Annotated in this window: 11 protein-coding genes; all 11 read right to left on the bottom strand. The window is 45.5% G+C overall.

Annotated features, from left to right (window positions below; all coding sequences use genetic code 11):
• Positions 1-133: 133 nt before the first annotated feature.
• The 11 genes from ACFS25_RS20140 to ilvD all read right to left on the bottom strand — a co-directional run bounded on the left by ACFS25_RS20140 (position 134) and on the right by ilvD (position 12,930).
• Positions 134-595 (bottom strand): hypothetical protein, encoded by a 462-nt coding sequence (locus tag ACFS25_RS20140; RefSeq protein ID WP_381504553.1) that lies wholly within the window; start codon positions 593-595, stop codon positions 134-136.
• 116 nt (positions 596-711) lie between these two features.
• Positions 712-1,851, bottom strand: coding sequence for a 2-isopropylmalate synthase (locus ACFS25_RS20135; RefSeq protein ID WP_381504551.1), 1,140 nt, complete (start codon positions 1,849-1,851; stop codon positions 712-714).
• 255 nt (positions 1,852-2,106) lie between these two features.
• Positions 2,107-3,183, bottom strand: a complete 1,077-nt coding sequence (gene leuB / locus ACFS25_RS20130) for a 3-isopropylmalate dehydrogenase (RefSeq protein ID WP_381504549.1) — start codon at positions 3,181-3,183, stop codon at positions 2,107-2,109.
• Between the two features lie 69 nt (positions 3,184-3,252).
• Positions 3,253-3,861, bottom strand: a complete 609-nt coding sequence (leuD, locus tag ACFS25_RS20125; protein WP_381504547.1) for a 3-isopropylmalate dehydratase small subunit — start codon at positions 3,859-3,861, stop codon at positions 3,253-3,255.
• Positions 3,862-3,874: 13 nt separating this feature from the next.
• A complete protein-coding gene (locus ACFS25_RS20120; RefSeq protein ID WP_381504545.1) occupies positions 3,875-4,570 on the bottom strand; it encodes a class I SAM-dependent methyltransferase in 696 nt (231 codons plus the stop codon).
• A gap of 115 nt (positions 4,571-4,685) precedes the next feature.
• Entirely contained in the window at positions 4,686-6,089 is a 1,404-nt protein-coding gene (gene leuC, locus ACFS25_RS20115; RefSeq protein ID WP_381504544.1) for a 3-isopropylmalate dehydratase large subunit, read from the bottom strand.
• Positions 6,090-6,354: 265 nt separating this feature from the next.
• Positions 6,355-7,632, bottom strand: a complete 1,278-nt coding sequence (gene ilvA, locus ACFS25_RS20110) for a threonine ammonia-lyase IlvA (RefSeq protein WP_381504541.1) — start codon at positions 7,630-7,632, stop codon at positions 6,355-6,357.
• A 120-nt stretch (positions 7,633-7,752) separates the two neighbouring features.
• Positions 7,753-8,796 (bottom strand): ketol-acid reductoisomerase, encoded by a 1,044-nt coding sequence (gene ilvC, locus ACFS25_RS20105; protein ID WP_381504539.1) that lies wholly within the window; start codon positions 8,794-8,796, stop codon positions 7,753-7,755.
• Between the two features lie 42 nt (positions 8,797-8,838).
• Positions 8,839-9,372: an acetolactate synthase small subunit gene (gene ilvN, locus ACFS25_RS20100; RefSeq protein WP_381504537.1), complete on the bottom strand. Its 534-nt coding sequence runs from the start codon at positions 9,370-9,372 to the stop codon at positions 8,839-8,841.
• Between the two features lie 12 nt (positions 9,373-9,384).
• Positions 9,385-11,130, bottom strand: coding sequence for a biosynthetic-type acetolactate synthase large subunit (gene ilvB, locus ACFS25_RS20095; protein ID WP_381504535.1), 1,746 nt, complete (start codon positions 11,128-11,130; stop codon positions 9,385-9,387).
• A 96-nt stretch (positions 11,131-11,226) separates the two neighbouring features.
• Positions 11,227-12,930, bottom strand: a complete 1,704-nt coding sequence (gene ilvD / locus ACFS25_RS20090) for a dihydroxy-acid dehydratase (protein ID WP_381504533.1) — start codon at positions 12,928-12,930, stop codon at positions 11,227-11,229.
• Positions 12,931-13,010: the final 80 nt, after the last annotated feature.

Here is a 13,010-nt window from a genome sequence, read left to right as displayed (position 1 = left end):
CGCAGTGCAAGCTGCCGTTGTGAAGCCGTGAGTCGAAAGACCCACGGCTTCTTGCGTTTTAGACTATCTTGAATTGATAGTGTATGATAAAGCTGCGAGCTTAGCTTACTCAGTACTTTAATTAATTAGAGCGTTATGCCCACTCAAAGGCGTCAATACTGGGTAACGTTATCTTTTCTAGCAATTGCTCTTCAAGCAGCTCTGCCCAAGCATTCATATACTTGATGACATCCTCTCGCACATTGTGTTTTAAAAATCGTTCTTCAAACGGAAAACGGAGTAATACTTGTCTGTCATCAAGCCTTTCAAGGTGCTTCAAATCTTCAAGCATCAGTCCGGCATTAAGCATTTCATTTATTAGTAAATCTATGGGCATTTGACTCGTTGAGCAATAATCTTCAGCCTGCTCATTCCAATCGCCGTGCCGTTGCATCGCATATTGGTGAATTTGATTCTTGTTAAGCTTAGTTAGCTCTTGTGCAAGGTTTCCGCAATTACATCCGCCCATGTGGCCCCATTGGTAGGGAGTTCCTTGTTTTAGATTATAAGCCGTTTGACGGAGTGCGTTAATTAATTCAGCTGTTGGACGGGCCATAGCATTGAAATTTTAGTTAGTTCTTCATCCTTACTTTTCGCGAAACAGCAGGTATAGCTATTTTGTTCAAGTTCCGACTTTATAACAAAAATGCCCACTTTAAAGTGGGCATTTCGTCAACGAATTAATTCCATTAAATCTTTATCATTTACTTCCTTGCGAATGTCAGCCATGTCAAGGAAACGATTGTATATACCGTCAAGGGTTGGCTTATCATAGCGGAAGCCTAATAGTTCAAGTCGATGTTTTAGAGCATGACGCCCACTGCGCGCTGTGAGCACAATGGAAGATTTAGGTACACCCACGTCATGCGGGTTCATTATCTCGTAGTTCTCCGAATGTTTCAGGAAACCGTCCTGGTGAATACCTGAAGAGTGAGCGAATGCATTCCGTCCGACAATCGCTTTATTAGCCTGAACGGGCATTCGCATCATCTGAGATACCAAATTACTGACGGGAAATAATCTAGTAGAATCAATATTTGTGTGTAGACCTAATTCTTTTTTGATTTTCAATGCCATCACAACTTCTTCAAGCGATGTATTACCGGCTCGTTCGCCAATACCATTTATTGTTACTTCTACCTGCCGTGCGCCGTTCATGACACCTGCCAACGTATTTGCGGTTGCCAAACCAAGATCATTGTGGCAGTGAATGGAAATGATGGCTTTATGAACATTGGACACATGTTCATAAATGTAGGCTATTTTCTTTCCGTATTCATCAGGTAGACAATAGCCGGTTGTATCAGGAATATTAACCACCGTAGCTCCCGCATTGATCACTGCTTCGGTTAATTGAGCAAGAAATACTAGATCAGCACGACCTGCATCTTCAGCATAAAACTCTACGTCTTCTACGTAGGTTTTAGCATGTTTTACAGCAGCAATAGCCTGTTCCAGAATTTTCTCGCGCGTGCTACCGAATTTATTATGAATATGAATATCCGATGAACCAATACCTGTATGGATACGGCCATGTCTTGCCCATTTGAGTGCTTCACCAGCGGCATCAATATCTCCTTTTACTGCCCGGCTTAGTGCGCAAATTGTCGGTTCAGTTACCGCTTTTGAGATTTCAACCACCGAACGAAAGTCACCAGGACTTGAAATGGGAAAACCAGCTTCAATGATATCAACGCCCATGCGCTCTAGTTCTTTAGCTACTACAATTTTTTCATCAGTAGTTAACTGGCAACCAGGCACTTGCTCTCCGTCGCGCAAAGTAGTATCAAAAATATAAACTCGCTGGCTCATAATACGGTATTGATTGAAATAGAAATAATGCGTTGGTAATAAAAAAGCCCTTTCTCTGATTAGAGAAAGGGCTTTTCGGTATAGCGTATCCTTCTCCGTCTTAAAAAACGTTTAATTCTTGCAGTTGGCAGAGTAGGAAGTTGCTCATAATATTTTTCTGCGAAAATTCGCTGTCCGCGTAATTACGCTACAAAAATAATTGTTTTTGAGAATTTTACAAACAAGGAAAAGTTTTTAACAAAAAATAAATGATCATTAGGCTGTTAGTCGCTGTAATATTTGCTGGCCCATTTGGACCGTCCCTAAAAGTTTGTCAGCGGGTGTACTGCTATCGGCAATGTCACGAGTTCGGAAACCGGCTTTAAGCACAGAGTCAACAGCTTGAACGACGGTATCTGCTTCTGCTTTCATGCCAAACGAAATGTCGAGCATCAATGCTACTGACAAAACTGACGCTAACGGATTGGCTACACCTTTACCAGTAATATCGTGGGCTGAACCATGAATCGGCTCATATAAGCCCGTTGTGTCACCTATAGACGCCGATGCCAGCATTCCCATTGATCCAGCAATCTGGCTAGCTTCATCGGTCAGGATATCGCCAAAAAGATTGCCTGTCAAGACAACATCGAAGCGTTTAGGATCTTTAATTAATAGCATTGCAGCCGTATCGACAAACTGATGCTCAACGTCTACGTCAGGATAGCGCAGCGCAATTTCCTGCACTACCTCCCGCCATAAGCGCGATGATTCTAACACGTTAGCTTTATCGACTGAGCATAATTTTTTGCGTCGAGTCATGGCTGCGTCAAACGCTTTAACCGCAATCCGCTCAACCTCATAACGGCTATAGATCATGGTATCATAGGCCGTGTTACGATCATCTGTACGACCTTTCTCGCCAAAATACACATCACCCGTTAGTTCGCGGAAGAACAAGATGTCAGCTCCTTTTAGAATCTCAGGTTTGATACTTGATGCGCTTAAAAGCTCATCGAATAGTTTGATTGGCCGAAGATTAGCGTACAGACCCAGTGCTTTACGAATACCCAACAAACCCTGCTCAGGCCTAACTTTGGCCGATGGGTCATTGTCATATTTTGGATGACCAACCGCTCCGAATAAAATGGCATCCGACTCTTTTGATTTGGTAATGGTTTCCTCTGGGAGTGGACTGCCAGTGGCTTCAATAGCAGCGTGCCCGATAAGGGCGGTGTCGAAAGTAAATTCGTGGTTATATTTTTTGGCAATTGCTTCCAAAACCTGCTTCCCAACCGTTGTTACTTCCTGTCCGATACCATCACCGGCAATAACTACAATGTGTTTTTTCATTTTAAAGAGAAAGACAAGATATACGGCAGCAAGAGGTGTCTATTGTTCTCGCTACGGTATCTCAGGGCTTTAAATTGTGTGGGCTAAATCGAACTGTTTGATCTCATCTTTTAAGCTAAGCAAATAGTCAATATCATCGTATCCATTCAGGAGACATGTTTTTTTATAAGTATTGATGTCAAATTGCTCTGATTCTCCGGTTTCTAAGGAAATCGTTTGCGATGGAAGGTCAATTGTTATCAGCGTATCCGGGTTAGCCGCCAGCACGTTAAAAATTGTCCCCAGGAATTTATCAGAAACCTGTACCGGCAGTACAGATGTATTCAGGGCATTATTGCGAAAAATGTCTGCAAAGAAACTGGAGACAACGGCTTTAAAGCCAAAGTCATGAATAGCCCAGGCCGCATGCTCGCGGCTGCTGCCCATACCGAAATTGCGACCCGCCACCAATATTTTAGCACTGTATTCACCCGTGTAATAATCCAGGTTATTTAAGATAAAGTCGCTCTTTTTGGTGCCATCAGGGTTATAAGCCCAATCACGAAAGAGGTTTTCGCCGAACCCTTCCCGAGTTGTCGCTTTCAGAAAACGAGCTGGAATAATTTGGTCTGTATCAATGTTTTCAATCGACAGCGGAACCGCTTTAGTCGTGAGGGTATGAAATGTTTCTTTACTCATAATGTAGTAGGTATTAGCGAGGGCGAATGGCCTCAGCCAGAACATTTTTCCCAATTATCTTCCCCGATGTCAATTGGTCGAATACACGGCTAATGGGAAAAATGATTCGGTCATAAAAAATGACCGAATCTTTGGTGATACGGCCATCCTTACCTAACCATTTGTATAACAGTGAGATAAAGTAGCCCGCAAAATCATAATAGCGGCAATCCGTAACCTGAAAGCCTGACGACTTTAGCAGTTCACTAACCATACGTTTGTCGTATCGCCGGTAATGGCCAACGTGTTCGTCCATACGGCTGAAGATTTCCATGCGGGCCGGTACGAATACTTTGATTGTTCCACCGGGTTTAATCTTATTAAATAGATCATTGACAATGGCCTGGTGGTACTCAATGTGTTCCAGCACATTGATGGTATAAACCATATCATATTGATGAGAAAGCTGGCTCAGATCAGTATAGACAGGTTGCTTGATTAAGGGCAGGAGTTCCGGGTCAATTTCAACCGTATCAACCGCATTTGCTGGAAACCGATTTGCATATTCACCATTACCTGCACCAAAGTCGAGAATCAACGTGCTGGCTGTTGTTCCCTGCTTAACCCACTCATACAAGCTCCCGTTATAATTTTTGGCAAAGGACATCATGGCTAAATTATCACTGCCATTATAGTCAACTTTCTGGGCTGTTTGTTTTGCTTGGCTCATCCAAAAGTAAATTTTGTGCCTAAAACTAAATAAACTACTGAGTTAAGTCAATTGCCTTTGCAAAACATGCCTGATAATTGGTTTATCTGCAAAAAATGAAAGTGATTTTCCTGTACTACACCAGATCTCGAATGTCGACTACTCGTCCTGCTACAGCAGCCGCAGCGGCCATAATTGGGCTCGCCAGAAACGTTCTTGCACCTGGTCCCTGTCGTCCTTCAAAGTTGCGGTTTGAGGTACTGATACAATACTTACCCGCCGGAATTTTATCTTCATTCATACCCAGACAAGCTGAACAACCGGGTTCGCGAAGCTCAAATCCGGCTTCAGTAAAGACCTTATCCAGACCTTCTGCTTTGGCTTGATTGGAAACCTGCACCGACCCTGGTACAATCCAAACCTCTACACCTTCTGCCTTCTGTTTTCCTTTCACAAAATTGGCTACGGTGCGTAAATCCTCGATACGAGCATTGGTGCAAGAGCCGATAAATACGTAATCGACAGGCTTATTACGAAGCTCCATACCTGGTTCTAAGCCCATGTAAGCCAGTGATTTGGTAAACGATGCCAATTCATGAGCTGGAATCTCACTTAGGTTAGGAACGTGTTCGCCAATGCCGATACCCATGCCTGGATTAGTACCATACGTAATCATCGGCTGAATATCTTCAGCATTGTAAGTCAGTTCAACATCGAAGATGGCTTCGTCATCGGTTTTGAGTTCACGCCATTGCGAAACAGCCTGGTCAAAAGCGTCTCCTTGTGGTGCAAACCGGCGTCCTTTAATATAATCGAAAGTTGTTTCGTCGGGGGCAATTAGGCCACCCCGCGCACCCATCTCAATACTCATGTTACATATGGTCATTCGGGCCTCCATCGAAAGACTACGAATTGTATCGCCTGCATATTCGACAAAGTAGCCTGTGGCTCCGCTGGCCGAGATTTTTGAGATAATATAGAGGATAATATCTTTTGACGTGACGCCTTTTGCTAATTGACCATTTACACTGATACGCATTCGCTTGGGTTTGTACTGCAGAATGCACTGGGTACCTAACACTTGCTCTACTTCGCTGGTGCCAATGCCAAAAGCTACGTTGCCTAATGCGCCGTGTGTACTGGTATGACTGTCGCCACAAACTATGGTCATACCCGGCAAGGTTAGACCCAATTCGGGACCAATAATATGAACGATTCCCTGAAATGGATGGCCTAAATCATATAACTCAACGCCGAATTCAGCGCAGTTTTTACGTAAAGTCTCTACCTGATGCCGTGATAGAACTTCCAGAATGGGCAAATGTTGATTTTTAGTTGGTACGTTGTGATCAGCCGTAGCTGTGGTACGGTTGGTATTGAATACGCCAAGACCTCGCTGACGCAGACCGTCAAATGCTTGTGGACTAGTTACTTCATGGATAAAATGCCGGTCAATAAATACTGCATCTGGATGGCCTTCTGCGCGTTTGACAACGTGGGCATCCCAAATTTTATCGAATAATGTGGTCGGGTGGCTCATGGTTTTATTTCTTCCTGTTCAATAACACTATTAATCCATTCTTTAGTATGAGGACTTCTGTCTGAACAGCATCACAAGGCAATACAATATCAATAGTCTAAAAGCCAGCTTTATCTGCCTTAGGAAACCAATATTACTTTTTTCTGACAATCTTCATCGGGCAGAGCCGAACAGCTTCAATGCTGATTAATGCGACTGAATACGCTCAAAAGCCTGTTGTTTAACTTAAACGGCGGTAATCGCAGTGCAGATGTTGTGAGCGAACTCAAATCAAAAACTCAAACAAATCGGGTTTGTCATTTAGGTATTCAAACTGAATTTTAGCCTCGTGCATCCGGCTTAGTAAAGGATCGAAGTCGGCTTTTGCTTTCAGTTCAATACCAATCAGGGCTGGACCCCGTTCGCGATTCGTTTTCTTGGAGTATTCAAACAACGTAATATCATCATTAGGGCCAAGGACATTGTCTAAGAACTCACGCATGGCCCCGGAGCGCTGCGGAAACCGGACAATGAAGTAATGCTTGAGTCCCTCATAAAGCAGCGAACGTTCCTTGATTTCTTCTGTTCGGGTGATATCATTATTGCCGCCACTAACCAGACACACGACGTTCTTCCCTTTAATTTCGTCTTTCAGAAAGTCCAAGGCGGCAATCGTTAATGCGCCTGCTGGTTCGGCTACAATAGCTTCTTCGTCATAGAGTTGAAGGATGGTTGTGCAAACCTTGCCCTCAGGTACCAGTAACACGCGATTGAGGTTCTTACGACATATTTCAAAAGTCATATCACCGACGCGTTTCACGGCAGCTCCATCCACAAATTTATCAATTACATCAAGAGTGACCACGTGGCCTTCGTCGATAGCCACTTTCATTGACGGTGAGCCCAGTGGTTCCACGCCAATAAGCTTGGTTTTGGGACTTAATTGTTTGAAAACCGTTGAAACACCCGATGCTAATCCGCCCCCGCCAATGGCCATGAGCAGATAGTCAATCTTAAAATTAGAATCTTTAAAAATCTCCAGCCCCACCGTTCCCTGCCCTTCCATAACCTGCACATCGTCGAATGGATGGACAAATATGCTCTCGTGTGTCTGGACAAACTCCATCGCTGCGTGATAAGCGTCGTCGTAGGTATCGCCAATAAGCACGACATCGACAAACTCCTTACCAAACAGGTTGACTTGTTTTATCTTTTGATTAGGGGTAGTTGTCGGCATGAAAATAGTGCCATGAACGGCCATTTTCCGGCAGGCATACGCCAGACCTTGTGCGTGGTTTCCGGCACTGGCACACACAACTCCTTTGGCCAAAGCCTCTTGAGACAGGCTGGCCATTTTGTTATAAGCTCCGCGGATCTTATAAGACCGAACGACCTGTAAGTCTTCTCGTTTGAGAAAAATATTGGCTCCGTAGCGATCCGATAAGTTAATGTTCTCTTGGAGAGGGGTGTGCACAGCCACTCCCCGAAGCCGTTCGGCTGCCAGATAGATATTGTCGAGGTCCGGAAACGTAATTTTCTTGTCTTCTTCTAATACGGTGCTCATGTTGTAAAGTTACGCAAACTAAGGAATGAGAATGCGGATTGAGCGGATGTAACGGGCTAACACAAGTAAAAAAAACGGTTTACTTTAACACACCTGCTCAATCCACATTCTCCTCAGGTTTTAGGTCCGCTCTGGGCGTAGTGATCTAACAGCCTTACCAGCCTGCCATATCTCTGACTCCCGGAGTTCGGTCAATTCCACTTCGAGTTTCTCACGGTAATCGGGTTGTGAGTTGCGGGTAATGGAGATATTGGCCTGCTCACCATCTTTCACCGACTTGTAAAGTTGCTCAAAAACGGGCTTGGTTGCATCGCGGAACGGCTTCCACCAATCAAGCGCACCACGTTGAGCTGTAGTTGAACAGTTGGCATACATCCAATCCATACCATTTTCGGCTACGAGTGGCATGAGCGACTGCGTCAACTCTTCAACGGTTTCGTTGAACGCTTCTGACGGGCTGTGGCCATTAGCGCGTAGCACATCGTACTGGGCGGCAAAAATGCCCTGAATAGCGCCCATCAATGTACCACGTTCGCCAGTCAAATCGGAGGTTACTTCTTTGTAGAAATCAGTCTCGAACAGATAACCCGAACCTACGCCAATGCCCATGGCAATCGCTTTTGTGCGTGCCTGACCAGTAGCGTCCTGATAAATAGCAAAGCTGGAATTCAGTCCTTTACCTTCGACAAATAACCGACGAAGTGACGTGCCCGAGCCTTTAGGGGCAACAAGGAATACATCTACATCAGCTGGAGGAATAATACCTGTTTTGTCTTTATAGGTTATGCCAAAGCCATGAGAGAAGTACAATGACTTGCCGGGTTTAAGAGCAGCTTTCACGGTTGGCCAAAGCTCAATCTGAGCAGCATCGGAGAGCAGGAAGCAGATAATAGTACCTTTTTCTAACGCTTCTTCAATTTCAAACAATGTTTCGCCTGGTACCCATCCATCGGAAATAGCCTTGTCGAACGTTTTACCTTTACGCTGTCCAACAATGACATTAAAGCCATTGTCGCGCATGTTCAGCGACTGACCTGGGCCTTGTACACCATAGCCGATAACGGCAATTGTTTCATTTGCCAGCACTTCGCGGGCTTTTTCTAACGGAAATTCTTCCCGCGTTACAACCTGTTCTTCAACTCCTCCGAAATTAATCGTTGCCATGTTTAATTGGTTTTTGTACTCGTATTTTAGGTTTATTATTGGTTACAGATAGTAAGCCCATTCCGACTCGGGAAGGTATTCGACCAAGCCCTTTTCCGTCTTGCCAACCGCCACGCGGCCAGAGCGGACAAATTCCAGAATTTCGTACTGTTTTATGTAAGCGAAAAACTCGAAAATATCGGTATCGTTGCCGGTTTTCTCAATAACGACGTAGTCTAAACCCCAGTAAACAACCCAGGCTTTATACTCCTTATTAATGGTTTCAACATCTAGCGATTTACTGCCCAACGGTGTCGAAACCTTGAATAACGCAATTTCATTATAAACAATCTCATCGTTGAGGTAGCCAAATACGGCCATCACTTCTACGATTTTACGAATCTGACGAACAAGTTTTTCGACATCCTCACGTGATTCGTGCTTAATGACAATCGTGAACCGGGATACCCCTTTGCGTTCCGTTTCTGACACGGTCAAACTCTCGATATTGACTCGTCGGCGTGTAAAGATTATCGTAATGCGGTTAAGCAGCCCGATACTGTTTTCGGTGAATATGCAGATAGTGTAGGTAGTCATCGTTCGGGGTGTTTATTTGAGTCTAATCTGCGAAACACTTGCCCCGGCTGGCACCATTGGAAATACATTCTCTTCATTTTCAACAATTACTTCGAGCAGAAATGGTCCTTCATGAGCCAACATCGTGTCGAGTGCGTCTGAAAGATTATCCCGTTCATTGCAGGTTTGTCCATCCATGCCAAAGCCTCGCGCTATTGTGATGAAATCAGGATTTTGCAACTCCACGAACGAATAGCGCCGTTGATGAAATAATTGTTGCCACTGACGTACCATACCCAGAAAGTTATTATTCAGGATAATCGCCTTGACCGGCTGTTTATTCTGCACGATAGTACCAAGTTCCTGCAAGGTCATTTGAAAACAACCGTCGCCAATAATAGCTACCACCTGACGGTCTGGCGCGCCAACCTGCGCACCGAAGGCGGCTGGTAGGGCAAAACCCATCGTTCCCATACCACCTGATGTGACTAAGCTGTTTGGCCGGCGGAATTGATAATAGCGGGAGGCCATCATCTGATGCTGGCCCACGTCCGTTACCAAAATAGCTTCGCCCTTGGTCTTTTTTGACAGCATATCAATCACTTCGGCCATTCTGATCTTGCCCTCTTTAGTGGTCAATTCAGGAACCGTAATGGTCTCGTTCTCGATGGCATCGTATTTCCGAAACTCGTTACGCCAAACTGTGTGATCGTTGGGCTTCACGAGTGGCAATAAAGCATTGAGTGCTTCTTTGGCATCACCCACAACTGGCGCATCGGCCCGAATGATTTTGTCAATCTCCGATGGGTCAATCTCTATATGAATAACTTTAGCCTGTTTGATGTATTTGCTGGCATCACCCGTAACGCGGTCGTCGAAACGCATACCGATAGCGATAATTACGTCAGCATGATCGGTCATAACATTAGACCCGTAGTTACCATGCATACCCAGCCAGCCTACATAAAGCGGATGGTTTGTTGGGATAGTTGACTGGCCCAGTAGTGTTGTCGCGACGGGTATTCCGGTCTTTTCGATAAAAAGGCGTAGTTCCTCTTCGGCTTTGGCAATTTGAACGCCATGTCCAACAAGTACATAAGGGCGTTTGGCCGAATTAATCAACTTGGCGGCTGCTTCAACTTGTTCTTGCTTTGGCACCCGACGTGGTCGATAACTCACCAGACTTTGGCAGCGTTCGTACACAAAAGGCTTCGTCATTAGCTCTATTTGTGCACTTTTAGTCATGTCGATCAGGACGGGTCCTGGTCGGCCCGACTGGGCAATATAGAACGCTTTAGCCAGTATTTCGGGAACTTCATCCGCATCCGTTATCTGGTAATTCCACTTGGTAATTGGCATCGTGACGCCCATTACATCAGCTTCCTGAAACGCATCAGTTCCTAGCAGTTTTTTAGCAACCTGCCCCACAATGCAAACCATTGGTGTGGAGTCAATCAGGGCATCGGCAATTGACGTGACAAGGTTTGTTGCTCCCGGACCTGATGTAACAAGGCAGATACCCGCCCGGCCCGTTACGCGAGCGTACCCCTGTGCCGCGTGGCCAGCGCCCTGCTCGTGCCGTACCAGAATGTGATTTATCTGATCCTGATAGTCATAAAGAGCGTCGTAGACGGGCATGATAGCTCCGCCGGGATAGCCAAAAATAGTATCCACACGTTCGGCAAGCAGGGCTTTCATCAGCGCGTGTGAGCCGTTGATATAGGCAGAGGCCGCTGGTATTTCTAGGATTTCCGGTGATACGCTGGCAATTGCTTCCATACCGTGTGATCGATTATAAGATCGTTTTAGTTTGTTGTGTGTTACTGGTTATCAGATTGACGTGCTCAAACGTTTCACTAACGAATTACCCGTTTGTTAGTACGCTTCGTCTGTGACGCATCCTTCACTCGCTGATTTTACGCTCCGAATATATTTGCCTAGTACACCTTTGGTGAACGGAGGAGCAGATTGCTTCCATTCACTTTTGCGATACGCCATTTCTTCATCCGAAATGTGCAGCGTTAGTTGGCGAGTTGTTGCATCGATGGTGATGCGGTCACCATTGTGGACGAGCGCAATTGGACCACCGTCGAAGGCTTCGGGCGTAATGTGTCCAACCACGAAGCCGTGAGTACCACCCGAGAATCGACCGTCAGTGATTAAAGCTACTTTATCGCCGAGGCCCGCGCCCATGATCGCTGAGGTTGGTTTCAGCATCTCACTCATACCGGGGCCACCTTTGGGGCCAGCATTGCGAATAACGATTACCTGACCCGGCAGAATTTCGCCTTTTTGGAGTGCATCGATGACTTCACCTTCGTGCTCACAGACTTTCGCAATACCATCGAATTGTAACCCTTCTTTCCCTGTAATCTTAGCAACAGATCCCGTTGGCGCAAGGTTGCCACGAAGAATTTGAATGTGGCCCGTTTTCTTAATTGGGTTGCTTAACGGATGTACGATTTGTTGTTTTTCAAAATTCAGATCAGGGGCATCGGCCAGATTTTCGGCGATAGTTTTTCCGGTGACAGTCATGCAATCACCATGAAGAAGCCCATTTTGGTAAAGATATTTCATTACGGCTGGTACGCCCCCAATCTCGAGCATATCCTCCATGTAATACTTGCCGCTTGGCTTCAAATCGGCCAGAAAAGGTACCCGGTCACTAACAGCCTGAATTTCATCGAGTGTCAACGGAATACCAGCCGCCCGTGCAATAGCCAGATAATGCAGTACCGCATTAGTTGAGCCACCAAGTGCCATAACAACGGTCAGCGCGTTCTCGAGCGATTTTCGTGTAATAATATCAGCAGGGATAATATTACGTTCCAGCAATATTCGCATAGCTGCCCCAATTTTCTTGCACTCTTCCTGCTTGCCTATGTGCGTAGCTGGGTAGCTACTGCTGAACGGCAAACTTAACCCCATGGCTTCAATGCTGCTGGCCATCGTGTTAGCTGTATACATGCCGCCACAGGCACCCGCGCCCGGAATAGAGTTTCGGATAACACCTTCGTAATCTTCGTCGGAAATATTACCGGCGTATTTTTTACCAAGTGCTTCAAAGGCCGAAACGATGTCTAATTTCTGTCCTTTATAATGTCCTGAACGAATCGTGCCACCGTACACCATAATACCTGGCCGGTCAAGGCGAGCCATAGCCATTATAGCACCCGGCATATTCTTGTCACAGCCAACTACCGTTACAACGCCATCGTACCACTGAGCCGCTACGACCGATTCGATAGAGTCAGCAATCAGGTCACGGCTGGGCAAAGAGTAACGCATACCGTCGTTACCGTTTGTCATCCCATCAGATACGCCAATTGTATTAAAAATCAATCCAACTAAACCGCTTGCCTGAATGCCCTGCTTCACATATACCGAAAGTCCATTCAGGTGCATGTTGCAGGTATTTCCCTCATAGCCCGTACTGGCAATGCCAATCTGCGGCTTCTGCATATCGGCTTCCGTTAGGCCGATGCCATACAGCATAGCTTTGGCGGCTGGATTACTGATTTCCTGGGTTAAGGTGCGGCTAAAGCGATTTAATTCAGTCGTAGATTGATCGGTAAGCATAATTAACATTTAGCGAAATTTCGCTGATAGTGTAATAACGCCGTAAATAAAGTTGATGTTATCGGGAAAGGCAAGAAAAA

The organism is Spirosoma flavum (assembly GCF_042686045.1).
In the GTDB taxonomy this organism is placed as follows: Bacteria; Bacteroidota; Bacteroidia; order Cytophagales; family Spirosomataceae; genus Spirosoma; species Spirosoma flavum.
Note: the sequence above shows the minus strand (reverse complement) of the source record. Positions and strands in the feature narration are given on the sequence as shown.

Excerpts from the sequence above, each read along its gene's own strand:
- ACFS25_RS20140 (WP_381504553.1), bottom strand. The coding sequence starts at position 595 with ATGGCCCGTCCAACAGCTGAATTAATTAACGCACTCCGTCAAACGGCT.
- ACFS25_RS20135 (WP_381504551.1), bottom strand. The coding sequence starts at position 1,851 with ATGAGCCAGCGAGTTTATATTTTTGATACTACTTTGCGCGACGGAGAG.
- leuB (WP_381504549.1), bottom strand. The coding sequence starts at position 3,183 with ATGAAAAAACACATTGTAGTTATTGCCGGTGATGGTATCGGACAGGAA.
- leuD (WP_381504547.1), bottom strand. The coding sequence starts at position 3,861 with ATGAGTAAAGAAACATTTCATACCCTCACGACTAAAGCGGTTCCGCTG.
- ACFS25_RS20120 (WP_381504545.1), bottom strand. The coding sequence starts at position 4,570 with ATGAGCCAAGCAAAACAAACAGCCCAGAAAGTTGACTATAATGGCAGT.
- leuC (WP_381504544.1), bottom strand. The coding sequence starts at position 6,089 with ATGAGCCACCCGACCACATTATTCGATAAAATTTGGGATGCCCACGTT.
- ilvA (WP_381504541.1), bottom strand. The coding sequence starts at position 7,632 with ATGAGCACCGTATTAGAAGAAGACAAGAAAATTACGTTTCCGGACCTC.
- ilvC (WP_381504539.1), bottom strand. The coding sequence starts at position 8,796 with ATGGCAACGATTAATTTCGGAGGAGTTGAAGAACAGGTTGTAACGCGG.
- ilvN (WP_381504537.1), bottom strand. The coding sequence starts at position 9,372 with ATGACTACCTACACTATCTGCATATTCACCGAAAACAGTATCGGGCTG.
- ilvB (WP_381504535.1), bottom strand. The coding sequence starts at position 11,130 with ATGGAAGCAATTGCCAGCGTATCACCGGAAATCCTAGAAATACCAGCG.
- ilvD (WP_381504533.1), bottom strand. The coding sequence starts at position 12,930 with ATGCTTACCGATCAATCTACGACTGAATTAAATCGCTTTAGCCGCACC.